This is a genomic window from Alphaproteobacteria bacterium US3C007, assembly GCA_034423775.1.
Lineage (GTDB): Bacteria > Pseudomonadota > Alphaproteobacteria > Rhodobacterales > Rhodobacteraceae > Thalassovivens > Thalassovivens spotae.
In genome coordinates this window covers 752,495-777,256 of sequence record CP139918.1, presented here as the reverse complement: position 1 = coordinate 777,256, position 24,762 = coordinate 752,495, and the positions used below count along the sequence as shown (strand labels likewise).

16 protein-coding genes, 3 tRNA genes and 3 rRNA genes are annotated in these 24,762 nt (G+C 51.0%); 17 read left to right on the top strand and 5 right to left on the bottom strand.

Annotated elements, in window-relative coordinates; translation table 11 throughout:
- Positions 1-101: 101 nt before the first annotated feature.
- The 3 genes from dnaE (at position 102) to UM181_03885 (ending at position 6,767) form a co-directional block, all read left to right on the top strand.
- Positions 102-3,614, top strand: coding sequence for a DNA polymerase III subunit alpha (gene dnaE, locus UM181_03895; protein ID WQC63760.1), 3,513 nt, complete (start codon positions 102-104; stop codon positions 3,612-3,614).
- Between the two features lie 93 nt (positions 3,615-3,707).
- Positions 3,708-5,366 (top strand): NAD+ synthase, encoded by a 1,659-nt coding sequence (locus UM181_03890; protein ID WQC63759.1) that lies wholly within the window; start codon positions 3,708-3,710, stop codon positions 5,364-5,366.
- A 147-nt stretch (positions 5,367-5,513) separates the two neighbouring features.
- Positions 5,514-6,767, top strand: a complete 1,254-nt coding sequence (locus UM181_03885) for a DNA polymerase IV (protein WQC63758.1) — start codon at positions 5,514-5,516, stop codon at positions 6,765-6,767.
- A gap of 3 nt (positions 6,768-6,770) precedes the next feature.
- Here the strand turns inward: UM181_03885 and UM181_03880 are convergent, their stop codons facing one another.
- Positions 6,771-7,643, bottom strand: coding sequence for an N-formylglutamate amidohydrolase (locus tag UM181_03880; protein ID WQC63757.1), 873 nt, complete (start codon positions 7,641-7,643; stop codon positions 6,771-6,773).
- Between the two features lie 128 nt (positions 7,644-7,771).
- Here UM181_03880 and UM181_03875 point away from each other — a divergent pair.
- Positions 7,772-7,846 (top strand) — tRNA-Val (locus tag UM181_03875).
- A 252-nt stretch (positions 7,847-8,098) separates the two neighbouring features.
- On the opposite strand, the gene pyrF is transcribed toward UM181_03875, so the two are convergent.
- On the bottom strand, positions 8,099-8,797 hold the full coding sequence (gene pyrF, locus UM181_03870; protein WQC63756.1) for an orotidine-5'-phosphate decarboxylase: 699 nt from the start codon (positions 8,795-8,797) through the stop codon (positions 8,099-8,101).
- 228 nt (positions 8,798-9,025) lie between these two features.
- On the opposite strand from pyrF, the gene clpB reads away from it, so the two are divergent.
- From clpB to rrf, 8 genes are all read left to right on the top strand, one after another.
- Positions 9,026-11,644 (top strand): ATP-dependent chaperone ClpB, encoded by a 2,619-nt coding sequence (clpB, locus tag UM181_03865; protein WQC63755.1) that lies wholly within the window; start codon positions 9,026-9,028, stop codon positions 11,642-11,644.
- Positions 11,645-11,734: 90 nt separating this feature from the next.
- Positions 11,735-12,649, top strand: a complete 915-nt coding sequence (gene msrP / locus UM181_03860) for a protein-methionine-sulfoxide reductase catalytic subunit MsrP (GenBank protein ID WQC63754.1) — start codon at positions 11,735-11,737, stop codon at positions 12,647-12,649.
- 30 nt (positions 12,650-12,679) lie between these two features.
- Positions 12,680-13,309 (top strand): protein-methionine-sulfoxide reductase heme-binding subunit MsrQ, encoded by a 630-nt coding sequence (gene msrQ / locus UM181_03855; GenBank protein ID WQC64693.1) that lies wholly within the window; start codon positions 12,680-12,682, stop codon positions 13,307-13,309.
- Positions 13,310-13,857: 548 nt separating this feature from the next.
- A 16S ribosomal RNA gene (locus UM181_03850) occupies positions 13,858-15,319 on the top strand.
- Between the two features lie 136 nt (positions 15,320-15,455).
- A tRNA-Ile gene (locus UM181_03845) sits at positions 15,456-15,532 on the top strand.
- A gap of 32 nt (positions 15,533-15,564) precedes the next feature.
- A tRNA-Ala gene (locus UM181_03840) sits at positions 15,565-15,640 on the top strand.
- A 387-nt stretch (positions 15,641-16,027) separates the two neighbouring features.
- A 23S ribosomal RNA gene (locus UM181_03835) occupies positions 16,028-18,859 on the top strand.
- A gap of 79 nt (positions 18,860-18,938) precedes the next feature.
- A 5S ribosomal RNA gene (gene rrf, locus UM181_03830) occupies positions 18,939-19,053 on the top strand.
- The 16S, 23S and 5S rRNA genes sit together here with 2 tRNA genes alongside, the layout of an rRNA operon.
- Before the next feature lie 520 nt (positions 19,054-19,573).
- On the opposite strand, the gene UM181_03825 is transcribed toward rrf, so the two are convergent.
- Positions 19,574-20,863 carry an adenylate/guanylate cyclase domain-containing protein gene (locus tag UM181_03825; GenBank protein ID WQC63753.1) on the bottom strand — a complete coding sequence of 430 codons (1,290 nt, stop codon included), beginning with the start codon at positions 20,861-20,863 and terminating at the stop codon, positions 19,574-19,576.
- Between the two features lie 227 nt (positions 20,864-21,090).
- Here UM181_03825 and UM181_03820 point away from each other — a divergent pair, with 227 nt between their 5' ends.
- The 4 genes from UM181_03820 (at position 21,091) to UM181_03805 (ending at position 23,359) form a co-directional block, all read left to right on the top strand.
- Complete coding sequence (locus tag UM181_03820) at positions 21,091-21,879, top strand: MBL fold metallo-hydrolase (GenBank protein WQC63752.1); 789 nt, start codon at positions 21,091-21,093, stop codon at positions 21,877-21,879.
- Positions 21,880-22,221 carry a cyclic nucleotide-binding domain-containing protein gene (locus UM181_03815; protein ID WQC63751.1) on the top strand — a complete coding sequence of 114 codons (342 nt, stop codon included), beginning with the start codon at positions 21,880-21,882 and terminating at the stop codon, positions 22,219-22,221.
- Positions 22,222-22,484: 263 nt separating this feature from the next.
- Complete coding sequence (locus UM181_03810) at positions 22,485-22,760, top strand: hypothetical protein (GenBank protein WQC63750.1); 276 nt, start codon at positions 22,485-22,487, stop codon at positions 22,758-22,760.
- 176 nt (positions 22,761-22,936) lie between these two features.
- A complete protein-coding gene (locus tag UM181_03805) occupies positions 22,937-23,359 on the top strand; it encodes a recombinase family protein (protein WQC63749.1) in 423 nt (140 codons plus the stop codon).
- A gap of 9 nt (positions 23,360-23,368) precedes the next feature.
- On the opposite strand, the gene UM181_03800 is transcribed toward UM181_03805, so the two are convergent.
- The gene (locus tag UM181_03800; GenBank protein ID WQC63748.1) at positions 23,369-23,824 is read right to left on the bottom strand and encodes a hypothetical protein; all 456 of its coding nucleotides are present in this window, start codon (positions 23,822-23,824) and stop codon (positions 23,369-23,371) included.
- Between the two features lie 211 nt (positions 23,825-24,035).
- Between UM181_03800 and nrtS the strand changes: the two genes are divergently transcribed.
- Positions 24,036-24,305 (top strand): nitrate/nitrite transporter NrtS, encoded by a 270-nt coding sequence (gene nrtS / locus UM181_03795; GenBank protein ID WQC63747.1) that lies wholly within the window; start codon positions 24,036-24,038, stop codon positions 24,303-24,305.
- Positions 24,306-24,308: 3 nt separating this feature from the next.
- Here nrtS and UM181_03790 read toward each other — a convergent pair whose 3' ends face one another.
- Positions 24,309-24,479, bottom strand: a complete 171-nt coding sequence (locus tag UM181_03790) for a hypothetical protein (protein WQC63746.1) — start codon at positions 24,477-24,479, stop codon at positions 24,309-24,311.
- Between the last annotated feature and the right edge of the window lie 283 nt (positions 24,480-24,762).

Below are 24,762 nucleotides of genomic sequence, written 5' to 3'. Positions count from 1 at the left end.
CAAGCGTGCCAGAGGGCTCTTTATTTCAAATTTGGCGATTTTTAGGGCAAATTTTGAAATAAGGCATTGGGGTCGTGCCGCGGCTGGTCTATTCTAAAATTATGACAAAAAATGCCCAATTCATCCACCTGAGATTGCACAGCGAGTATTCCCTTCTTGAAGGGGCGATGCGGCTGAAAAAGCTTCCAGATTTATGCCAAAACATGGCGATGCCGGCCGTTGCAGTGACGGATAGTAATAATTTATTCGCGGCGCTTGAATTTTCGGTTTCTGCCAGCGCGGCCGGTGTGCAACCCATTCTGGGCTGTCAGATTGATCTGGCTTATGCGCCTGTGCCGCTGGGTGGGCGCAAACCACCACCAGCGCCGATCGTGCTGCTGGCGCAATCGGAAACGGGTTATGAAAACTTACTCAAATTGAACTCTTGCTTATATCTCAAGGCGGATGGCGAGCTGCCGCAAGTCAGCTTAGAGGATTTGAAGCGTTTTCATAAAGATCTGATTTGCTTGACGGGGGGCGCAGATGGTCCTGTGGGCTGCCTGCTCAGAGCGGGCCAAGCGCCAGCAGCAGAAGCGTTGATGCAGCAATTTTCCGAAATTTATGGGGATCGCCTTTATGTTGAGTTACAGCGCCATCCCGGGGAGACGGGGCTTCCCGAGGCCGAACGGCTGACAGAGGCCGGATTTATCGAGTTTGCGTATCGCATGGATTTGCCTTTGGTGGCCACCAATGACGTATATTTCCCCAAATCCGACATGTATGAGGCGCATGATGCGTTGATTTGCATCGCCGAAGGGGCTTATGTGGATCAGCAAGCACCGCGCCGCCGGCTCAGCGCGCAGCATTATTTCAAAACGCCCCAAGAAATGGTGACGCTCTTTGCCGATCTTCCCGAAGCCGTTGCCAATACGCTAGAAATCGCGCGCCGTTGCGCCTTCATGGCTTATCGGCGGGATCCGATTTTGCCAAAATTTGCAACCGATGAGGTTCAGGAATTACGCCGCCAGGCGCAAGAGGGATTGGCCGCGCGTTTGGCGATTATTCCGCATGCGGATACGGTGGAGGCCTATGAAAAGCGGCTTGAATTTGAGCTGAAGATTATCGAAGGCATGGGCTTTCCAGGATATTTTCTAATCGTGGCAGACTTTATCAAATGGGCGAAAGAAAAGAACATACCGGTTGGTCCCGGGCGTGGATCTGGAGCGGGCAGTTTGGTGGCGTATTCGCTGACCATTACCGATTTGGATCCGTTGCGCTATTCGCTTTTGTTTGAACGGTTTTTAAATCCAGAACGCGTGAGCATGCCGGATTTTGATATCGATTTCTGTATGGATCGCCGCGATGAAGTGATCCAATATGTGCAAGAAAAATATGGCCGTGACAAAGTGGGCCAGATCATCACCTTTGGGGCGCTGTTATCAAAAGCGGCTGTTCGAGATATCGGCCGGGTTTTGCAAATGCCCTATGGTCAGGTCGACCGCCTTTCTAAAATGATTCCGGTGGAAGGGGTGAAGCCCGTCAGCATTGAAAAAGCTTTGGCTGATGAGCCACGTTTGCGCGAAGAGGCGCAAAATGAAGAGGTTGTGGACCGTTTGCTGACTTACGGGCAACAGGTCGAGGGGTTGTTGCGCAATGCGTCGACCCATGCGGCCGGGGTGGTGATCGGCGATCGGCCGCTGGATGCGCTGGTGCCCCTATATCAGGATCCCAGATCGGATATGCCCGCCACGCAGTTCAATATGAAATGGGTAGAACAAGCCGGTCTGGTGAAATTCGACTTTCTGGGATTGAAAACCCTAACCGTGATTCAAAACGCGGTTGATTTGGTGATTAAATCCGGCCGGGCGCTGCATATCGCGGCGGATGGCAGCAGTTTATATGAGCCAGCGACGGGTACGCAGGATGATATTGCGGCGATCCCGCTTGATGATGAAAAATCATACGCGCTCTATGCGGCGGCAAAAACAATCGCGGTGTTTCAGGTGGAATCCAGCGGTATGATGGATGCGCTAAAGCGGATGAAGCCGACTTGTATTGAAGATATTGTGGCGCTTGTAGCTTTATACCGCCCGGGTCCGATGGAAAATATTCCAACCTATTGCGAAGTGAAAAACGGCTTGAAAGACCGGGCCTCTATCCACCCCCTTATCGATGATATCTTGGAAGAAACCCAAGGCATTATCGTCTATCAGGAACAAGTGATGCAGATCGCGCAGGTGATGGCGAATTATAGCCTTGGCGGGGCCGATCTTTTACGCCGCGCGATGGGAAAAAAGATCAAAGAGGCGATGGATGCCGAGCGCCCTAAATTTGAAACGGGTGCGGCGGAAAATGGAGTAGACGCAAAAAAAGCCTCTGAAGTTTTCGATTTGTTGGAGAAATTCGCCAATTACGGGTTTAACAAATCGCATGCCGCCGCTTATGCCGTGGTCAGCTATCAAACCGCGTGGCTCAAAGCCAACCATCCGGTCGAATTCATGGCCGGGGTGATGAATTGTGACCTGCACTTAACAGATAAGCTGGCGGTTTATTTTGAAGAGGTACGCAAAGGTCTGTCATTGCCGTTCGTGCCGCCCTGCATCAACCGCTCACAAGCGACGTTTGACGTGCATGAGGGCGCGCTGGTCTATGCGCTTGGGGCATTAAAGAATGTGGGCGTGGAGGCGATGCGGCTGTTTACGCAGGCGCGTCATGTAGAGGGCGTTGAGCGGCCTTTTGTAACCTTGTTTGATGTGGCGCGGCGGGTGGATCTGAAGCGCGTTGGCAAGCGGCCATTGGAGATGCTGGCCCGGGCGGGGGCGTTTGACCAACTGGACGGCAATCGGCGCAGAGTCTTTTCCAGCCTAGATGCTTTGGTCGGCTATTCAGCCGCAATTCATGAACAAAAAGCCTCTAACCAGGTCTCTTTATTCGGCGAGGCGGGTGAGGATCTGCCCGAACCGCGACTGATTTCAATGGAAGATTGGCTGCCCGCAGAACGTTTGTCTGAAGAGTTTTCTGCAATCGGCTTTTATCTATCGGGGCATCCGCTGGATGATTACATGGCGCCGTTGCGGCGCAAAGGCGTGATGACATTGGAAGAGCTTCAGAAAAAAGCCCAAAATGGTCCGCTGGTTGCAAAACTGGCAGGCGTTGTTGCGGGCCGGCAAGAGCGCAAATCAGCAAAAGGCAATCGCTTTGCCTTTGCGCAACTGAGCGATGTGAGCGGCGCCTATGAGGTGACGTTATTTTCTGATGCGCTGGAAAAAAGCAGAGAGTTTTTAGAAGCGGGCGCGCAGGTCCTTGTGGGGGTTGAAGCCAGTCTTGAATCGGACCAGTTGAAGCTTTTGGCGCGTTCGGTCGTACCGTTAGATGGGGCGATTGCGGATGCGGGGGCGACGGGTTTGCGTATTTTTATCGATAATTTGGACAGTGTGCCCTCTGTGGCTTCGGTGTTGCAGCAGGCGGCGGGCACCAGCAAACGCGGCGGCAAAGGGCCGATTTATTTTTGTTTGTTGAATGCGGATTTGCCCGGCGAAGTTGAAATTGACATTGGTCAGGAATTTCCCGTTACACCGCAAATCAAAGGTGCGATCAAAAGTTTGGGTGGTGTGTTGCAGGTAGAAGAGCTTTAGGCGGTTTTTTACGCTGAACCCTGTCTGGGTACTTTCCCTTTAGTCGTATTCTGCTAAATCACACAGGATAAAGGTTAAGAGCAAAGCGAAGCGATGAGCGATAGATTTCAAATAACGCTGGCCCAAATAAACCCTACGGTTGGGGATTTGCAGGGCAATGCCAGATTGGCCAAAGAGGCTTGGGGCCAGGCAAAAGCGGCGGGCAGTGATCTGGTCGCCTTTCCCGAAATGTTTATCACTGGCTATAACGCGCAGGATCTTGTGATGAAACCGGCCTTTCAGCGTGCGGCAATTGCTGAAATTGAAGGGTTGGCGCAGGCGTGCAAAGAAGGTCCAGCTTTGGCGATCGGCGGGCCTTGGGTGGAAGCGGGCGCTTTATTTAACGCGTATTTTATCTTGAATGATGGCCGTATTGTGTCTGTGGTTGAAAAGCATCATTTGCCCAATCAATCCGTATTTGATGAGGTGCGTATTTTCTCCTCTGGTGAAATTGCGGGGCCCTATTCGGTGGGGAATACGCGGATTGGCAGCCCGATTTGTGAAGATGCATGGCATCCGGATGTGGCCGAAACCTTGCAGGAAACCGGCGCCGAGTTTTTATTGGTGCCCAACGGGTCCCCCTATCACCGCCAGAAATCTGAAGAGCGGCAGAATGTTATGGTGGCGCGTGTGATCGAAACGGGCTTGCCGTTGATTTACCTAAATATGGTGGGTGGCCAAGATGATCAGGTGTTTGACGGGGGCAGCTTTGTGCTGAATCCCGGCGGGGCATTGGCCGTGCAGATGCCGATGTTTGAATCGGCGCTTGCGCATGTGGTTCTGATAAAGCAGGGCTCGGGTTGGAGCGCGATGCAAGGCGCTTTGGCGCCTTTGCCCAGCAGCCTAGAGGCGGATTATCATGCGATGGTGTCAGGCTTGCGTGATTATTGCGCAAAAAGCGGGTTTCCGCGGGTTCTGCTGGGCCTGTCCGGGGGTGTTGACAGCGCTTTGGTGGCGGCAATTGCCGCCGATGCGCTGGGCGCTGAGAATCTGCGCGCTGTTATGTTACCTTCAGATTATACGTCTGAAGGCTCTTTGCAGGATGCCAAAGATTTGGCTGAAAATCTGAAATGCCGGTATGATTTTCTGCCGATTTCGCAGGGCCAAGCGGCCATACATGATAGCCTTGCCCCGCTTTTTGAGGGCACACAGCCCGATTTAACGGAAGAAAACATACAATCGCGTTTGCGGGGCCTGTTCTTAATGGCGCTCTCAAATAAATTTGGGGAAATGCTGCTGACAACGGGAAATAAATCAGAAGTGGCCGTGGGATATGCCACAATTTATGGCGATATGGCCGGTGGCTATAACCCGATCAAAGATCTTTATAAAACCCGCGTTTTTGAAATTTGTCAGTGGCGCAATGCGCATCATCGCGAGTGGATGCAGGGCCCACCCGGTGCTATTATTCCCCAAACTATCCTTGATAAGCCCCCCAGTGCCGAATTGCGTCCCGATCAAAAAGACAGCGATAGCTTGCCCGATTATCCCGTTCTGGATGCGATTTTGACGCTATTGGTGGATGAGGATCAATCAATTGATGAATGTGTGGCGCAAGGGTTTTCACGACAGGAGGCGTTGCGCGTGCAAAACCTGTTATACGCAAGCGAATATAAACGCTTCCAAGCGGCGCCCGGAACGCGGCTATCGGCGCGGGGTTTTTGGCTGGATCGGCGCTACCCTATCGTGAATGCATGGCGCGAAAAGGGTTGATTTTGCATTTTGCCTGCGCGGCGTTTTTTGTTATCGTCGGCAAGATTTAAAATACGCCAATCGTTGGGCCGATGGACATGAGTGTGAGCTTCTTCCTGAAACAAGCGCCGCAATATCGGGCGCCATGGGCAGCTGCAAGGCAGGTTAATGCCTAGCCTGTGCCAAGAATGCTGCCAGCCGTTTGAAACGGGCCGGCGCTGCCCGCGTTGCCATGCGCCCAATATCGTAACGCATCCAGAGCTTTTTACGCTGAGTATCGCGCATATGGATTGCGATGCCTTTTACGCCAGCGTGGAAAAGCGCGATCATCCTGATTTGGCAGATAAGCCGGTGATTATTGGCGGTGGGCGGCGCGGTGTGGTGTCCACCGCCTGCTATGTGGCTCGGATTCGGGGCGTGAAATCCGCCATGCCGATGTTCCAAGCCTTAAAGCTTTGCCCCGACGCGGTGATTATAAAGCCTAGAATGGCGGTTTATGCAGAGGTCAGCCGCGCAATCCGGCAGATGATGGAAGATCTGACGCCGGCCATTGAGCCCCTTTCTTTAGATGAAGCTTTTCTCGATTTACGCGGGACAGAAAAATTGCATGGAGCGCCCCCCGCAGTGATGTTGGCGCGCCTGGTGTATCGGATGCGCCAAGAGTTGGGTCTGACCGGATCGATCGGGTTGTCGCATAATAAGTTTCTGGCAAAAGTGGCCTCTGATTTAAACAAACCCCGTGGGTTTTCTGTGATCGGAAAAGACGATACGGCGGCGTTTTTGCAGGATAAGCCTGTGCGGATGATCTGGGGGGTAGGCAGCGCCACGCAAGCCGCTTTGGCGCAGGCCGGCATTCGCAGTTTTACCGATTTGTTGCGGTGGCAACGCGATGACTTGACGCAAAAATTTGGGTCGATGGGCGACAGGCTTTGGCATCTTGCGCGGGGCCAAGATCATCGCCGGATTAGCCGGAACACACCGGTGAAATCGATTTCTAATGAAACCACATTTTTTGAAGATACCGCCGATCCTGATTTATTGGACGGTCATTTATGGCGGATGTGCGAAAAAGTATCGGATCGGGCAAAGGCAAAAGAGTTGGCGGGGCGTGTGGTAACGCTGAAGCTTAAAACCGCTGGCCATAAAATTATTACCAAACGTCAAACGTTGGAGGATGCGACGCAATTGGCCGATCGTGTCTACCGCGTATCGCGGGCCATGCTGTCGCAAATTCCAGCAGGGCAAGCCTACCGGCTGATCGGAGCGGGTCTGTCAGATTTATGCGAGGCCAGCCAGGCGGAGCGATCTGGGGATCTTTTGGACCCACAGGCCCATCAGCGCGGCGCTGCAGAGCGTGCCACGGATAAAATCCGCAAAAAATTTGGCGAGGATGCGATTCTTAAAGGCCGGGCGCTGCGCTAGTGGCTATTCGGCGGCGAGGCTTCTTTCTGCTGCGCCGGTTTTTGCGATCTCGGCCAGCACTTTGCGCAATCGTTGACGAAAAAACTCAAATTGTTCAGAGGGGGTGATATTGGCCTCATTCAGATAAAGCGCGCGGTCAATTTCGATTTGCAAAACATGTTGATTGAAATGGGGGCGGCCATAGCGCTGGGTGATATAAGCACCGGCAAAAGGCGCGTTGCGCGCCACGCGAAATCCGTGGCTGCTAAAAATATCAAGCACATTCTCCGCCAGTTGCGACTCGGCAGAGGCCCCAAAGCGATCCCCGATAACGATCTCGGTGGTTTGGTGTACGCGGCCGGTTGGCGCAACGGCTTCGTGGGGCATTGAATGCACATCGATCAAAATTGCGCGCCCAAATTTGGTCTGCGCGCGCGCCAGAAGCGCTTTTAAAGCCTTATGATAGGGCGTCCAATAGGTGTCTATGCGCGCTTGGGCGGTTTCTTTAGACATTTTCCCGCGGTAGATCGCGCGCCCATTTGCAACGACGCGTGGGATGATCCCCAGCCCTGAGGCAATCCGTGGATTTTGTTTGGCGCTCGGAACGCCGGTAATTAGGGCTGGATCCAGCTCATCCTCAGCGCGGTTAAGATCCAAAAAGGATCGGGGCGCTTTGGCGGTTAAAAGCGGCGCGCCAAAACCGGGGACGCAGGCGATCAGTTGATCGACATAAGCATCCTCCGAACTGCGAATCGTTAAGTCATCGAGAATAGAGCTTTTCAAAAAGCTGCCCTGATACGCGCGCCCGCTATGGGGGGAGGCAAACACCACAGAGGATGTTAAAGCCTCGGGTTCAACAATTTTATAGGCGCAATGGTCCAAGGGCAGGTTTTCCATGGGTTCAGGATAGCTTAAAAATAGAGAATTGCAAAAGCCCTTGATCCCGCGCAACCAACCTTTTATAGACCCTCCACCGGCGCGGCTTTCCGCGCTCCGTTTTTTGGTGCTGCGCGCATCGCCAAGACGGGCGGTTAGCTCAGCGGTAGAGCACTACGTTGACATCGTAGGGGTCACTGGTTCGATCCCAGTACCGCCCACCACGGGTTTCACGGCCCCTCATTATGGGGTCAACAGCAACTGGCGCAAAGACGCGCCGCGATTGAAGGAGAAGGCCATGAAGGTCAAAAACTCACTCCGCTCGCTGAAGCAGCGTCACCGCGACTGTCGTGTCGTGCGCCGCAAAGGCCGCGTATACGTCATTAACAAGACGCAACCTCGGTTCAAAGCCCGTCAGGGCTGAGCCCACAGGGTCAGTAAGCTTTCGAAACGCCCCGCCATCTTGGCGGGGTTTTTCATTTTATGCCTTCGATTTCAGCGAGAATTGCCGCTGCGGCCGCTGCGGGATCGTTGGCTGCGGTAATCGGCCGGCCAATCACCAGATGATCGGCGCCGCCGGCAATCGCCTCAGCGGGTGTCATGACGCGCTTTTGATCCCCCAGAGCAGCGCCAGTTGGGCGCACGCCTGGCGTGACGATTAATTTACCAGCGCTGATCGGAAGGCTGCGGATCAAAGCAGCTTCTTGCGGAGAGGCAATAACCCCATCGGCGCCAGCGTCGAATGCGCGGGTGGCCCGTTCGATGACAAGATCGGAAATGGCGCCGCCTTTTATCATACAAGCATCTAAATCTGCGCGATCAAGCGATGTAAGGATTGTCACGGCAAGAATCTTCAAATTCTTGCCCGCGGCCCCTGCTTTTGCCGCTCTGACCACATGCGGATCCCCATGAACGGTCAAAAAATCAATATCATATTGCGCCAATCCGCGCGTGGCATGTTCGATCGTTGCTGAAATATCGAACAGCTTCATATCAAGGAAGATCTGTTTGCCGTGCTCTTGTTTCAATTCATTGGCCAGCGCCAAACCGCCCCCTGTCAACGTGCCCAGCCCAATTTTATAAAATCCCACCTGATTGCCAAGTTTTTGCGCCAAGGCCAATCCGGCAAGCGCATCGGGAACATCAAGGGCAACAATTAATCTGGAATCTGGCATTATTTTGGTCCTTTTTGGGTTGTTGCGGGTCTAAGCTTGGCATGGGCTTGCCGTCAAGCCATTGACCCGTGATCGGCATCGCTTGCAACGCCTCATCAGTAAAATAAACTGAGTTTTCTTGAAACCAATTGGTCGATTGCCCATATCACATCTCAGAAAGGCCTGATGTGTAAATATGCCGAAAGCCGGGTGTTTGACGTAATAGGCGCTTTAGTAAAGGAGAGTGCGATGGACTTAAGCAAGTTCACGGAACGCGCACGCGGGGTTATTCAAAATGCGCAAACCCTAGCGACGGTGCAAGATCATCAACGGTTTATGCCGGTACATTTATTGAAAGCTTTGATGGATGACCCCGAAGGATTGACGCGCAATCTGATCGAGCGGGCGCAAGGGCGCCCTGCGGCTATCGCCAATGCTGTCGAGGCTGAACTCAGAAAATTACCAAAAGTTTCGGGCGAGTCGGGGCAGTTAAAACTGGATGGCAGCGTTGTAAAAGTGCTTTCAGAGGCGCAGAATCAGGCACAAAAAGCCCAGGATCGCTTTGTCACTGTTGAGCGCCTTCTTGTGGGTTTGGCTTTGGTGAAATCACCGGCGCAGGCCGTGTTGGTGGCAGGGGGCGTGACGGCTCCAAGCCTGACCCGTGCGGTTGCAGAGATGCGTCAAGGGCGCACTGCAGAAACCGCGCATGCCGAAGATGGTTTTGAAGCTTTGGATAAATATGCGTTGGATCTGACCGAGCGCGCCCGCTCTGGCGGCATCGATCCCATCATTGGGCGCGATGAAGAGATTCGGCGCGCGATGCAAGTGCTGTCGCGGCGCACCAAAAACAACCCGGTTTTGATCGGCGATCCCGGCGTTGGCAAAACTGCCATCGCCGAAGGCTTGGCCTTGCGCATTGTGAACGGTGATGTGCCCGAATCTTTGCAGAATAAACGTCTGATGGCGTTGGATTTGGGGGCTTTGATTGCAGGTGCCAAATATCGCGGCGAATTTGAAGAGCGCCTGACTGCAATTTTAAAGGAAATCACCGCCGCGGCGGGCGAGATCATTTTGTTCATCGATGAAATGCACACTTTAATCGGGGCTGGTAAGGCGGATGGCGCCATGGATGCGGCGAATATGATTAAGCCAGCGCTGGCGCGCGGTGAGTTGCATTGCATTGGCGCCACCACATTGAATGAATACCGGCAATATGTTGAAAAAGATGCCGCGCTGGCGCGGCGTTTTCAGCCGCTTATGGTCAGCGAACCAACCTTGGAAGACACCGTTAGCATTTTGCGCGGAATCAAGGAGAAATATGAGTTGCATCATGGCGTGCGTATTTCCGATTCGGCGCTGGTTGCAGCCGCCACTTTGTCTAGCCGGTATATCACAGATCGGTTTTTACCTGATAAAGCCATTGATTTGATGGATGAGGCGGCCAGCCGGTTGCGGATGCAAGTTGACAGCAAGCCGGAAAACTTAGACGCGCTTGATCGCGAAATTTTGCAAAAGCAAATCGAGGTGGAAGCGCTGCGCCGCGAAGATGATGCCGCATCCCTTGCGCGGCTTGCAGATATTGAGAAAGCTTTGGGGATGCTGCAGGATGAAAGCGCTGTTTTTACCGCGCAATGGCAGGCAGAGCGCGATAAAATGGCTGGCAGGCGTAGCATTAAAGAACAATTGGATCGGGCGCGGGCGGAATTGGATCAGGCAACGCGCCAAAGCGATTTGGCGCGGGCGGGTGAATTGTCATACGGGGTTATTCCGCAATTGGAAAAGCAACTTTCCGATGCCGAGCACGTTGATTCTGCAGGCGCGCTGATCACAGAGGCGGTACGCCCCGAACATATCGCCACGGTGGTCGAGCGTTGGACGGGCATCCCCACCAGCAAGATGCTTGAGGGAGAGCGTGATAAGTTGCTGCGCATGGAGGCAGCGCTGAGCCAGCGGGTGATCGGTCAGGATGTTGCTTTAGCCGCTGTCGCAAACGCGGTGCGGCGGGCGCGCGCCGGATTGAATGATGAAAACCGGCCCTTGGGGTCCTTTTTGTTTCTGGGCCCGACGGGGGTTGGCAAAACCGAATTGACGAAAGCCGTTGCACAATTCTTATTTGATGATGATGCCGCGATGGTGCGCATCGATATGTCGGAATATATGGAAAAGCATTCCGTTGCGCGCCTTATCGGGGCGCCTCCGGGCTATGTCGGTTATGAAGAGGGCGGTGTATTAACAGAAGCGGTGCGCCGACGGCCCTATCAAGTGGTGCTGTTTGATGAGGTGGAAAAAGCGCATCCGGATGTGTTTAATCTGTTATTGCAGGTTATGGATGAGGGGATGCTCACCGATAGTCAGGGCCATCACGTTGATTTTAAGCAAACGCTGATCATTCTAACGTCAAATCTGGGCTCGCAACCCTTGAATGCCGCGCCCGAGTCTCAGGATCGCTTTGCGACGAATGAAGATGTGATGGCGGCCGTGCGTGGTCATTTTCGGCCTGAATTCTTGAATCGCCTTGATGAAATGGTGGTCTTCAACCGCTTGCAGCCTGCGCATATGGGGGCAATCGTTGATATTCAGCTTGCGCGGCTACAGGCGCGACTTTCTGGCCGCAATATTTCGCTTGAGGTTGATGAGAAGGCCAAAAGTTGGTTGGCGCAGCATGGCTATGATGCCAGCTTTGGCGCGCGGCCGCTGAAACGGGTTCTTCAACGCCATGTTCAAGATGCTTTGGCAGAGCTGTTGCTCTCTGGTGAAATCGCTGAGGATCAGCAGGTGCCTATTTCCGCAGAGGATGCGGGGCTCGTGATTGCTGGACAGCTAGCGAAACCCATGGCGGTGACGCCGCAGGATGCGGTGCTTCACTAAAACAACACGTTTTTGTGAAAAAGGTTGTTTTTTGAAGATGCTGCGGAACGCGCTAAGTTCACGGTAGGATTTGTGTAAAAGGGATTTGTCATGGGGCATCGTTGGAAATCTGATCTGAAACAGTCGGAGGTGACCGATGAGCAGGTTTTTGTAAACAGAAGGCATTTGCTCGCCGGTCTAGCGGGGATTGGGTTGGCGGGTGGTTTGGCCTCTGCGTCAAGCGCAGCGCAACGCGCTGAAGAGCTGGTGCCGAATGAATGGGAAGATATTACCAACTATAACAATTACTATGAATTCGGTACGGGAAAAAGTGACCCCGCCAAATATGCAGGCGCTTTAAGCACCACTCCGTGGAGCGTGGAAATCAATGGGTTGGTGGATCGCCCTGCGGTATATCACCTTGAAGATATTCTCCAAAAGATGACGATTGAAGAACGCATTTACCGGTTTCGCTGCGTCGAGGCATGGTCAATGGTGGTGCCGTGGAACGGGTTCGAACTGGCGGATCTTTTGAATATGGCAGGGGTTCAATCGCAGGCGAAATATGTGGCCTTTCAAACCTTATACCGGCCCGAAGAGATGCGCGGACAAAATTATCCAGTGCTTGATTGGCCATATGTAGAGGGGCTGCGGCTTGATGAGGCAATGCATCCGCTGACGCTGATGGCAAATGGTATTTACGGGAAACAAATTCCCAATCAAAACGGCGCGCCGCTGCGTCTGGTGGTGCCATGGAAATATGGTTTTAAATCAATTAAATCGATCGTAAAGATTACCCTGACCGATACGATGCCCCCCACCAGTTGGTCTTTGGCGAATGCGCGGGAATACGGGTTTTACAGCAATGTGAACCCACAGGTTGATCACCCGCGTTGGTCGCAGGCAACAGAGCGGCGCATCGGAGGAGGCCTGTTTGCCAAACGCCAGCCCACATCGATGTTCAATGGCTATCAAGAGGATGTTGCAGAACTGTATAAGGACATGGATCTGACAAAGTTTATCTAATAAGCCTGAAAGTTGAGGGGTGATCTGCGCGTGGTGGAGCACATAAATCATTTAAGCCGCAAACTTCCTGTTTGGCTTATATACTTAATCGGGGCGGCGCCCGGTGTTTATTTTATCATGCTCGGTGTTCGCAACGAGCTGGGTCCAGAGCCGATTGCGAAATTAGAACATTTGCTGGGCGAATTTGCGCTGCAAATGTTGGTTTTTGGGTTGGCGATTACACCGCTGCGCCGTATCTTTGGGATCAACCTGTTTAAGTTTCGGCGGGCGATTGGATTGATTGCGTTTGGCTACGTGCTCCTGCATGTTCTGACCTGGGCCTTGCTCGATCTTGGGGATCTCAATCGGGTTTGGGCGGATATAATGAAACGCCCTTATATAACGATTGGGATGCTGGCGCTGTTGGGGCTGATTCCTTTGGCGCTCACGTCAAATAATGTTGCGCAACGCCGGCTGGGTTCAAGATGGCGTCAATTGCATCGGCTTACCTATGGGATCTGTATCTTGGGGGGGTTGCATTTTGTGATGCTGCGCAAAGGTCTCCAGATCGAACCGCTTCTTTACTTAGGATCGATTCTGTTTTTACTTTTGGCGCGGGTCGATATTGGAAAATGGCGTGTTTTCGCAGCGGATAGAAAGCCCAAAGCGCCAACGCTTTAAAAGTCGTTAAGGGGTCTGCAAAGCAGTGAACCCCCCAAAAACGCAGTGTTTTATGGGAAATTGTGCTTTGCGGGTTCGTCTTGGATCAAGAATTTTCCATGAAAGTAAAAAAAGATATAAATAGTTATCGAAAGGGGGTTGCGGATGTTATCTGTTGCTTCTAAAAGCGCCTTCACCGAGGGCGTTACGGCGTTTAAGGTGGTCTTGCTGGATTGAAGATTTGGTGGGAACTTAGAGAATTCTGAGGATATATTGGGCGGGTTGCGCGATTTGAGAGGATGGCGTGATCTGTTAATTTGTCTTCGACGTTATTTGACATTGATAGAAAACTGAAGAGATATGTGGGCAGTTTGGTTCATTTCGATGGATCTGCCTATCATATCGCGCCACTAGGGTTTTTAATCCGATGATGTGGTGTCAGCTTCACTGTTTGTCGGCTTTCGGTATCTTTTGGTACCTTGAGCACAGATAAACAGAAGATGAATAATTTGAACAATTATTCGATGTGCATAGGTTCGAACGTCAAGGACAAGCTGGTAACAGCTTTTCAACTTGAGAGTTTGATCCTGGCTCAGAACGAACGCTGGCGGCAGGCCTAACACATGCAAGTCGAGCGCACCTTCGGGTGAGCGGCGGACGGGTTAGTAACGCGTGGGAACGTACCCTTTTCTACGGAATAGCCTTTGGAAACGAAGAGTAATACCGTATACGCCCTTTGGGGGAAAGATTTATCGGAGAAGGATCGGCCCGCGTTAGATTAGATAGTTGGTGGGGTAACGGCCTACCAAGTCTACGATCTATAGCTGGTTTTAGAGGATGATCAGCAACACTGGGACTGAGACACGGCCCAGACTCCTACGGGAGGCAGCAGTGGGGAATCTTAGACAATGGGCGCAAGCCTGATCTAGCCATGCCGCGTGAGTGATGAAGGCCTTAGGGTCGTAAAGCTCTTTCGCCTGTGATGATAATGACAGTAGCAGGTAAAGAAACCCCGGCTAACTCCGTGCCAGCAGCCGCGGTAATACGGAGGGGGTTAGCGTTGTTCGGAATTACTGGGCGTAAAGCGCACGTAGGCGGATTGGAAAGTTGGGGGTGAAATCCCGGGGCTCAACCCCGGAACTGCCTCCAAAACTATCAGTCTAGAGTTCGAGAGAGGTGAGTGGAATTCCAAGTGTAGAGGTGAAATTCGTAGATATTTGGAGGAACACCAGTGGCGAAGGCGGCTCACTGGCTCGATACTGACGCTGAGGTGCGAAAGTGTGGGGAGCAAACAGGATTAGATACCCTGGTAGTCCACACCGTAAACGATGAATGCCAGTCGTCGGGCAGTATACTGTTCGGTGACACACCTAACGGATTAAGCATTCCGCCTGGGGAGTACGGTCGCAAGATTAAAACTCAAAGGAATTGACGGGGGCCCGCACAAGCGGTGGAGCATGTGGTTTAATTCGAAGCAACGCGCAGAACCTTACCAACCCTTGACATACTCGTCGTCGCTCCAGAGATGGAGCTTTCAGTTCGGCTGGACGAGATACAGGTGCTGCATGGCTGTCGTCAGCTCGTGTCGTGAGATGTTCGGTTAAGTCCGGCAACGAGCGCAACCCACATCCCTAGTTGCCAGCAGTTCGGCTGGGCACTCTATGGAAACTGCCCGTGATAAGCGGGAGGAAGGTGTGGATGACGTCAAGTCCTCATGGCCCTTACGGGTTGGGCTACACACGTGCTACAATGGCAGTGACAATGGGTTAATCCCAAAAAACTGTCTCAGTTCGGATTGGGGTCTGCAACTCGACCCCATGAAGTCGGAATCGCTAGTAATCGCGTAACAGCATGACGCGGTGAATACGTTCCCGGGCCTTGTACACACCGCCCGTCACACCATGGGAGTTGGTTCTACCCGACGACGCTGCGCTAACCTTCGGGGGGCAGGCGGCCACGGTAGGATCAGCGACTGGGGTGAAGTCGTAACAAGGTAGCCCTAGGGGAACCTGGGGCTGGATCACCTCCTTTCTAAGGATGTTTCTAGCAACTTAAGCTTGCTTTTGTTCGTGAAACACTTAGCAGATTGGCAAACAAAGCCGATCATATATCGAACCGGACTGTCCTCATATCTCTTCAGTATACATCAGACCTACCGGTCTGTACTGGGTCGGTAGCTCAGGTGGTTAGAGCGCACGCCTGATAAGCGTGAGGTCGGAGGTTCAAGTCCTCCTCGACCCACCATTAACGCGTCTATTTTAGGATATGGCGTGTAGGGGGCCTTAGCTCAGATGGGAGAGCGCCTGATTTGCATTCAGGAGGTCAGCGGTTCGATCCCGCTAGGCTCCACCATATAACAAGTTTTGATCAGATCGCGAAGCACAATGGTTTGTGTTTCGCCGTCCGATTGGACGCATTGACATCGTTTAGAGAGATACAAATATCAACATTGTTTGATCGCCCGAAGTAGCGGGATGATCTCAATTTGGTGAAGCAAGTTTAGGCTTGTGGAGAGCTTTTGGATCCACCCTTTTCCTCGGGTGCCCTTAAGTATGCTGGGTTGAAACGAACATGTTGTCCAAGTCAAGTACACTAACCCGAGCAGCAGTAATGTTGCTCAACAGTTCAAACACACCGACATGTGTTTGAGCGGGAAAGTATGACTTTTGACCGGAAGATGAGATGCCTGGTGAACCAGCTTGGCATCATTCAGACGCAAGTCTGACTTTTTCTGGATCAAATCAAGCGCGAAAAGGGCGTTTGGTGGATGCCTTGGCAGTAAGAGGCGATGAAAGACGTGATACTCTGCGATAAGCCATGGGGAGCTGAGAATAAGCTTTGATCCATGGATTTCTGAATGGGGCAACCCACCTGAATGTTTGTTATTGTTACCCTTTTGGGTGTCAATAATGAGCATAAACAGGTACTTATTACCTGAATACATAGGGTTTTAAGAGCAAACCCGGGGAACTGAAACATCTAAGTACCCGGAGGAAAGGAAATCAATTAGAGACTCTGTTAGTAGCGGCGAGCGAACGCGGACCAGCCAAGCCTGATAAGTGACCAGAATGACCTGGAAAGGTCAGCCATAGTGGGTGACAGCCCCGTATGGGAAGCTTTGAAGGATGTATTAAGTAGGGCGGGACACGTGAAATCCTGTTTGAAGATCGGGGGACCACCCCCGAAGGCTAAGTACTCCTTACTGACCGATAGCGAACCAGTACCGTGAGGGAAAGGTGAAAAGCACCCCGACGAGGGGAGTGAAACAGTACCTGAAACCGAACGCCTACAATCAGTTGGAGCATCCTTGCGATGTGACAGCGTACCTTTTGTATAATGGGTCATCGACTTGGTCTATCTAGCAAGCTTAAGCCGTTAGGTGTAGGCGCAGCGAAAGCGAGTCTTAATAGGGCGCATGAGTTAGATGGATCAGACCCGAAACCGAGTGATCTAGGCATGGCCAGGTTGAAGATACGGTAACACGTATTGGAGGACCGAACCCACATCCGTTGAAAAGGATCGGGATGAGCTGTGCCTAGGGGTGAAAGGCCAATCAAACTCGGAGATAGCTGGTTCTCCGCGAAATCTATTTAGGTAGAGCGTCATCCGAATACCCCGGGGGGTAGAGCACTGGATGGGTAATGGGGCCCCACAGGCTTACTGATCCTAACCAAACTCCGAATACCCGGGAGTACTAGATGGCAGACACACGGCGGATGCTAACGTCCGTCGTGGAGAGGGAAACAACCCTGACCGACAGTTAAGGCCCCCAATTCATGGCTAAGTGGGAAAGCAGGTGGGACGACCAAAACAACCAGGAGGTTGGCTTAGAAGCAGCCATCCTTTAAAGATAGCGTAACAGCTCACTGGTCTAAATAAGTTGTCCTGCGGCGAAGATGTAACGGGGCTCAAGCCATGAGCCGAAACTTCGGATGCATTTAATGCATGGTAGCGGAGCGTAGTGTGACATAGTTTCCTGTCTCTTTTGATCCCTTTGGGGTCATGGGAGACGCGAAGCTTTCTGTGAAGCCGGGCTGTAAGGCATCCGGTGGAGAGATCACTAGTGAGAATGATGACATGAGTAGCGACAAAGAGTGTGAGAGACACTCTCGCCGAAAGTCCAAGGGTTCCTGCTTAAAGCTAATCTGAGCAGGGTAAGCCGACCCCTAAGTCGAGGCCGAAGGGCGTAGACGATGGGAACCAGGTTAATATTCCTGGGCCAGGAGATGGTGACGGATTGTGAAGGTTGTTCCTCCTTATTGGATTGGAGGGGCCGCTGATCAGTCCCTGGAAATAGCCCTCCATAAGATCGTACCCTAAACCGACACAGGTGGACTGGTAGAGAATACCAAGGCGCTTGAGAGAACTACATTGAAGGAACTCGGCAAAATACCTCCGTAAGTTCGCGAGAAGGAGGCCCAGTTTCTACGCAAGTATTGGCTGGGGGCACAAACCAGGGGGTGGCGACTGTTTACTAAAAACACAGGGCTCTGCGAAGTCGCAAGACGACGTATAGGGTCTGACGCCTGCCCGGTGCCTGAAGGTTAAAAGGAGGGGTGAGAGCTCCGAATTGAAGCCCAGGTAAACGGCGGCCGTAACTATAACGGTCCTAAGGTAGCGAAATTCCTTGTCGGGTAAGTTCCGACCTGCACGAATGGCGTAACGACTTCCCCGCTGTCTCCAATGTAGACTCAGCGAAATTGAATTGCCTGTCAAGATGCAGGCTTCCCGCGGTTAGACGGAAAGACCCCGTGCACCTTTACTACAGCTTCGCACTGGCATCAGAATTGTGATGTGCAGGATAGGTGGTGGGCTTTGAAACCGGAACGCCAGTTTCGGTGGAGCCTCCCTTGAGATACCACCCTTCGCACTTTTGATGTCTAACCGCGGTCCGTTATCCGGATCCGGGACCCTGCGTGGCGGGTAGTTTGACTGGGGCGGTCGCCTCCTAAAGAGTAACGGAGGCGCGCGAAGGTTGGCTCAGAGCGGTCGGAAATCGCTCGTTGAGTGCAATGGCAGAAGCCAGCCTGACTGCGAGACTGACAAGTCGAGCAGAGTCGAAAGACGGCCATAGTGATCCGGTGGTCCCGAGTGGAAGGGCCATCGCTCAACGGATAAAAGGTACGCCGGGGATAACAGGCTGATACTGCCCAAGAGTCCATATCGACGGCAGTGTTTGGCACCTCGATGTCGGCTCATCTCATCCTGGGGCTGGAGCAGGTCCCAAGGGTACGGCTGTTCGCCGTTTAAAGAGGTACGTGAGCTGGGTTTAGAACGTCGTGAGACAGTTCGGTCCCTATCTGCCGTGGGTGTAGGATACTTGAGAGGAGTTGCCCCTAGTACGAGAGGACCGGGGTGAACGATCCACTGGTGGACCTGTTGTTGCGCCAGCAGCAGTGCAGGGTAGCTATGATCGGACAGGATAACCGCTGAAGGCATCTAAGCGGGAAGCCCCCCTCAAAACAAGGTATCCCTGAGAGCCGTGGAAGACCACCACGTCGATAGGCCGGAGATGTAAGCGCAGTAATGCGTTCAGTTGACCGGTACTAATGGCTCGATAGGCTTGATTTGATCCAGTAATAGTCAGATATTACTCACATCAAAAAGCATACACACATACATGCTTGACTTGGATTTGGTATTTCCTCGGTTTGGTGGCCATAGCACGAGCAAAACACCCGGCTCCATTCCGAACCCGGCCGTTAAGTGCCGTTGCGCTGATGGTACTGCGTCTTAAGGCGTGGGAGAGTAAGTCACCGCCAAACCTAGAAAATACCAAATCCGCGTATCTCTCAAAACGATCACAATACTTACCCCAAATTACACCCTGCCCAACGCGTAAGATAAATCTGCATGCGCGAGTGCTAGAACAGGCGTTTAAATCGTACTCATAAGAGCGATAAACATGCATGGCCTCGCACACAGAACCCCAACGCAAACCCACAAAAAGCACCCCTATAAAACAAATAAAACCCGCCCAGCCGCCAGCTGCTCTCGTGATCCCACGCCAAAACCCCTCACAGCGCTAAAAATAAACAACCACAACGCGTGGTGAGTGTTGCCAGAGCGACCCTCCACGGCGCAGACATAATGCAAAACAGCCTTCCAGAAACGCTCTTATATAGGAATAAAGACTTCGCATCCCAGAGGCGAAATAAATACCTTTTAGACAAACCGCGCTGACAATAATACAAAATACAAAGCTTTTGGAATTTTCTGCGCCGTCAGCCGCTATGATGAAGCAACCGCTGATTAATTGGGTAGCCGCGAAGCGCTTTTTCACATTCAATCAGAAGTACGTTTCAGCTGGGCCGAAAACTCAATTTCCAAGTGGCGCAGCTCTGCAATTATGGATTCAAGATCCTCTGGGTTTTTCACATAAAGCTCAATATTTGCGCTGTCATGCACCAATCCGGTCGGCGCTTGATCTGCCGCGTCGTTTAACGCCAGGGCCTTAAACGTTGAAACTGGTTTGGAAAAGCCTTTGACCTTTAAGTCGTCGAAGAACGCGGTTTTCACGCGGTCGTTTAACAATGAAGCTGTGTCTTTGGACAGCAAAACTTCTCCGGGTGGGCAAAGGCTTTCTAACCGTGCCGCCATGTTGACCGGACTGCCAAGCACCGTATAATCCAAGCGCTGGCTTGACCCAAAATTACCGACCGTACAATAGCCGGTGGCAATTCCCATTCGGACATTAAGCCCATGCGAGATACCTTTTTTGGACTTCCAGCTTCTGCTGATTTGCGCGATTTTTTGTTGCATCTCTAACGCCATCTTTACGCAGCGAAACGCGTCCATTTCTTCTCCGGCGCTGTCCGGGTCTCCAAAGAAAACCATAACAGCGTCGCCGATGAATTTATCGATTGTTCCCCCGTTCGCAATCGCGATCTCGGTCATGTCAGACAAATAACTGTTAATGATATGTGCAAGCTTTTCGGGCTCTAAAGTGTCAGAAATATCGGTGAAACTGACGATATCTGAAAAGAAAACCGTTAGGTTTTTTCTCGTATAGCTTTCATCTTCCCTCATTCGGTCAGAAAAAATGGTTTCATAAACTTGTGGTGATAAGTATTTAGCCAGCCGGTTGGCGATTGATTCTAATTTTTCACTTTTCTCTTTAAGACGTTGATTAGTCGTTTTGTTTTCGGCTAACAGCGTTTGATTTTGTTCGTGAAGCCGGTATTCTTCCGTCCGGTCAATCAGCTGGCCTTGCACGCCATTTAAATAACTGAATGTGCCATTTTCGGTGAAGGTGGCCAGAAAAGAGAATGTCTTAAACGCATCAGAGGTTTTAATCTTCAATTGTGGTATGAGAACTTTTTTGTCGCGCTGTAAACTGTTTGAAAACTCTTCAATTTGTTCATCGGAAACCCCAAGCCGGCCAAGAAGGGCAAGGATATTAAACCCTTCGATATTTTTAATGTTGGGAAATAAGGCTTTGAAATTTTTATTTGCCTTGACAATGTTCAGCTCTGCATCGGCGAAATAAGCGGCTGTTATCGCATTTTCAAAATTAAAAAAGCTGACATCTAAGATAGAGTCTTTATTGAACATCTCTTCAAGTGTGGCTGACATTCGTGCGGTCCTAAACAGTCAAAAACGATCTTTTCTGACGTTGAAACTGGCATAAACTTGACAGGAGGCAAGCGAAAATCCCAGAATGGAAATTATTATTTGTTTAAAAAGAATAGTAAAAACCCACATTTTATGAAAATCTGCCGCTATGAAGCCCATGTGGAAAAAAGTTGGACTTGGCGTAGATAAATTAATATTGATATAAAACAACGAATTGGAGCTGCATTGTGTTAATAAAACTTCACGGCACGCGGGGATCTATCCCCCAACCAGCTGATACGTCCAAATACGGCGGCAACACGTCATGTTGCGAAGTGTTGACGGATGATATGCAAATTATTCTTGATACGGGAACCGGTTTTCAAAACGTTCAATTGGATACAAATCGAACATCAATTATCTTGTATAGCCATTTTCACCATGATCATATTCAAGGTCTGCCATTTAATGGAAGCGTGTTTGCGCATCAGGAAGATATTTTTCTGGCCAGTGCTTTGGTCAATAGAAGTGTTCTTAGAAACCTCATTCAAACATATTTTTCAGGTGGATATTTTCCCGTTGATATCGTGACCATCCTCAAACAACTGAAATTTTCGAATATAAGCACCATACAAAAAATGCTCGCGCCAAATTTAAGCTTGGAGGTGTTTGAATTGAACCATCCCGGCGGCAGTATGGGGTATTCGCTGCAAAGCAGTCGAGGAAAATTTACTTATTTGCTGGATAATGAATATCTCGAGGAACAATTGCCGTTTTTATTAAAATTTGTTGAGGGATCTGATTTTGTGCTCTGGGATGGTATGTTCACGGATCACGAATTGGCAAACGGGCGCAAAGGATGGGGGCATTCCTCGATCGAACAGGCCTGTAGTTTTGCAGAGTTGGCAGAGATTAAAAAATTAGCCATCAGCCATCACAGTCCCGCTCGAACGGATCAAGAACTTGACATGCTTTCTGAAACTCTGACATCGGATAAAGTGTCTTTTGCAATTCAAAATACCGAGGTTACGATCTGAATGAAGCGTTTGAAAATGGAAATTGGAAAGCATGTCTTTCGTAAAGGTGATGCTGCCAATGGTGTGTATTTGGTTTTGTCGGGATCGGTTGGAATTTTCTTGCCCAGCAATGGCACCAAGGATCCTGATTTTCTGGTAAGAGATAATGAATTATTCGGTGAAATGGGTGTTGTCAGCGATCAATCACGCATGGCAACGGCCCTGACCGTGACCGAATGCGATTTGCTTTTCGTGTCACGAGATGAATTTGATAAAATGGTGGATGAATCGCATATCGTGGTGAAGGGCATATTACGTATCCTTGCGGAACGATTGCGGATGGCGCAGACCGCAAAAAAATAAGCCGCCTTGCCGTTTTAAATCGCATTAGTTTTCAGCGTTGCACCCTAATCGGTTTTATTACAGCGTTATCTTCGCGGGCATGTGAGCGATCGAAATCAGCGCAGTTTGGATAAAAATGGACAGTTGGCCTGCTTTATTGGCTGCGCAATGCGTATTCGTAAGTAGACTTTTAGTGTTTGCGACTTACATCCCTTAAAAGCGTAGCAAAATGATACTGGTTTTACAGGGTGACAGAGCCCACTGGTACATCATGAGGGGTGGCAATGAGCACGATCAACGGAATAGCGGCGGGCGCATATGCGCAACAACAAGCATCTCAAGAAAGCCAAGCGCGCATCCAAGACTCGCGCGTTGCAGACACGATTGTTGAAAAGTCTCAGAGTTTAAAACAAGATACCAGCGTGCTGGTTGAAATCAGCCGCGCCGCGCGTGTTTTGGCACAACAAAAACTTGCCGATGCGCGTCAAGGTGCTGCTCAGCAAGATGCCGCCCTGCAAGAGGCCGCTGTCGCGCGGAAGGCAGAGCGGTCACCGGTGTAGCCCTTTCAACCGAGGGTGACCCTTTAAGCTTGGCCGCCAGCGGCGCATGTTGCGCGCAAATTCGCGCCCACCGCAGTTTATCCCGCAGGATCGCCTTTGTCTGTTTCTCATAGAGAAACGCCTAAACAGCGCGGATCAAACGCCGTATAGGTTACGAGGCTTAAAAAGGCGCACTGATGATCGTTGGATATTCAAGAATTGCCCTATTTCAACCGCAATCGCAGGCGGAAGAACAGGTTGCGATGCTCTTAAATTACGGGTGTTTAGAAGAGCATATCTATCAAGAACAAACCGCAGCTCAGGACCTGCGCGGGCAATTGCGCCTTGCGCTGAATGCTTTGCGCAAGGGGGATAAGTTGGTGCTGTGCAAACTCTCTGCGCTTGGCTCCACACTAGGAGAGTTGAGCGCAGCATTTTTAGAGATTGATCGAAAATCAGCAGATTTGGTTATTTTGGATATTGGCGGGTTGCAGATGGACAGCGGCCAAAAAACCGGGCAAGCGATGTTGAAGTCACTTCGGGAACTTGCGGATTTGCCGCATGAAGTGCAGCGTGAGAAAAAATTTGAAGCGGTAAAAGCGCAACGTGATGTGCTTTAAACACCCAAGTCAATTTCCCGAATTTGTTATTTTATCGCCTTTACGCTTTTCAGAATAGCGGAACCCAATCACTTCACATTGGCGAATACTGTTGAGCTGATCGAGTTGGGTATTGACCACCGCCGTCCATGTTTCGGTGCCAAATTTTTCCATCATTTTTCCGTCAATTGTTTGCATCAACTTTGAGCATTCACCAGTACTCCCTGCGCCAAGAGGCCCATTTGAACCGATGCAAGACAATTCGGTATTGCCCAGCAATTGCCCGTCGCCATTGAAAAACAACGTGGAAACGGCGGATACATCCCGCCCGGTGCGGTTGGTTGTTTGCAAGGTTAAATTGTACAGCGCAACGGGGCCAAATTTATCATGGCCAAATTTCAACATAATGCTACAGGGACGCTGCTCACCGGCATGTAGCACAGGCGCCATCATTAAAATCAGACCTGTCAGGAATATGCGCATCATAGCCAGAGTTCCTTACTTAAATTGTTCGCCCTAGTTTATCCTTAAAATTTTATAAGAACAGTCTTCATTACGCGATTGGGACAAGATCGTTTTTGCAGGCCAGCGCCGCGCTCTGCTTGAGGGCTGAGGATCATCTATCCGTAGCCAAGCTAAGCTGCCTTTTATTGCGCACGCATTTATGCTAGGTTTATCTGAGAAAAGAGGCGGTAGAGTGGCCAAAGAACATAGCACACGGTTTCGCGATATTGCGTTTAGCAATGGAACGCCAAAGAAAGCCTTTTTGACTGCCTGCGTTGTGGGTACGATCTTAACCGCGATCAATCATGGCGATGTCATAGTTGCGGGTCAATTTCCACCAACCCTTAAGGTTTTCCTAACCTATTGCGTGCCGTTTTGTGTGACCACTTGGGGTTCATATTTGGGCAAAAAGAGCCAAATTATGAAGCAGAAAGAGGTTGCTTCGCTTTGCGGCGAGCTCTGAGCTTTATTGCAAGCTCATCTCTTTTTGTGGATCGAATGTCTGCCAAAATTTCTTGCGCATCTGCAGAATATTCAATTGCGATGCGCTTAAACTATAGGGGTTTTCATCAAACTGCTTTTCAAGGCGCGCACCGTCCCAAAGTATATTGATCAGTGTCTTATCGCTATCCGACATTTGCTTTGCTCCGCTTGGTTCAAAGTGAAATACGGCCAGCGCCCTTCAGTGTTTAGTAAAAATCTGCAGGCAGGCAGTGACAGCGCAGACGGAACGGTCATTGGCCGATATTTTAAGGGGCAGAGTAAAAAAAAAGCTGAGCCCAAAGGCTCAGCCAGTCTACAAATCTTGTTAGGGAGAACAAAGATTTAAATTAGGTACGCTGCAAGGTTGGGTTTGGATCAAAAACCTTCGAATATTTCCATATTTTTCAGGATTTTTTGACATAGCGGCGTTAAATAGG

What these genes read in the sequence shown, in the direction of transcription:
- dnaE (WQC63760.1), top strand. Translation starts at nt 102, where the DNA reads ATGACAAAAAATGCCCAATTCATCCACCTGAGATTGCACAGCGAGTAT.
- UM181_03890 (WQC63759.1), top strand. Translation starts at nt 3,708, where the DNA reads ATGAGCGATAGATTTCAAATAACGCTGGCCCAAATAAACCCTACGGTT.
- UM181_03885 (WQC63758.1), top strand. Translation starts at nt 5,514, where the DNA reads ATGCCTAGCCTGTGCCAAGAATGCTGCCAGCCGTTTGAAACGGGCCGG.
- UM181_03880 (WQC63757.1), bottom strand. Translation starts at nt 7,643, where the DNA reads ATGGAAAACCTGCCCTTGGACCATTGCGCCTATAAAATTGTTGAACCC.
- pyrF (WQC63756.1), bottom strand. Translation starts at nt 8,797, where the DNA reads ATGCCAGATTCCAGATTAATTGTTGCCCTTGATGTTCCCGATGCGCTT.
- clpB (WQC63755.1), top strand. Translation starts at nt 9,026, where the DNA reads ATGGACTTAAGCAAGTTCACGGAACGCGCACGCGGGGTTATTCAAAAT.
- msrP (WQC63754.1), top strand. Translation starts at nt 11,735, where the DNA reads ATGGGGCATCGTTGGAAATCTGATCTGAAACAGTCGGAGGTGACCGAT.
- UM181_03825 (WQC63753.1), bottom strand. Translation starts at nt 20,863, where the DNA reads ATGTCAGCCACACTTGAAGAGATGTTCAATAAAGACTCTATCTTAGAT.
- UM181_03815 (WQC63751.1), top strand. Translation starts at nt 21,880, where the DNA reads ATGAAGCGTTTGAAAATGGAAATTGGAAAGCATGTCTTTCGTAAAGGT.
- UM181_03810 (WQC63750.1), top strand. Translation starts at nt 22,485, where the DNA reads ATGAGCACGATCAACGGAATAGCGGCGGGCGCATATGCGCAACAACAA.
- UM181_03805 (WQC63749.1), top strand. Translation starts at nt 22,937, where the DNA reads ATGATCGTTGGATATTCAAGAATTGCCCTATTTCAACCGCAATCGCAG.
- UM181_03800 (WQC63748.1), bottom strand. Translation starts at nt 23,824, where the DNA reads ATGATGCGCATATTCCTGACAGGTCTGATTTTAATGATGGCGCCTGTG.
- UM181_03790 (WQC63746.1), bottom strand. Translation starts at nt 24,479, where the DNA reads ATGTCGGATAGCGATAAGACACTGATCAATATACTTTGGGACGGTGCG.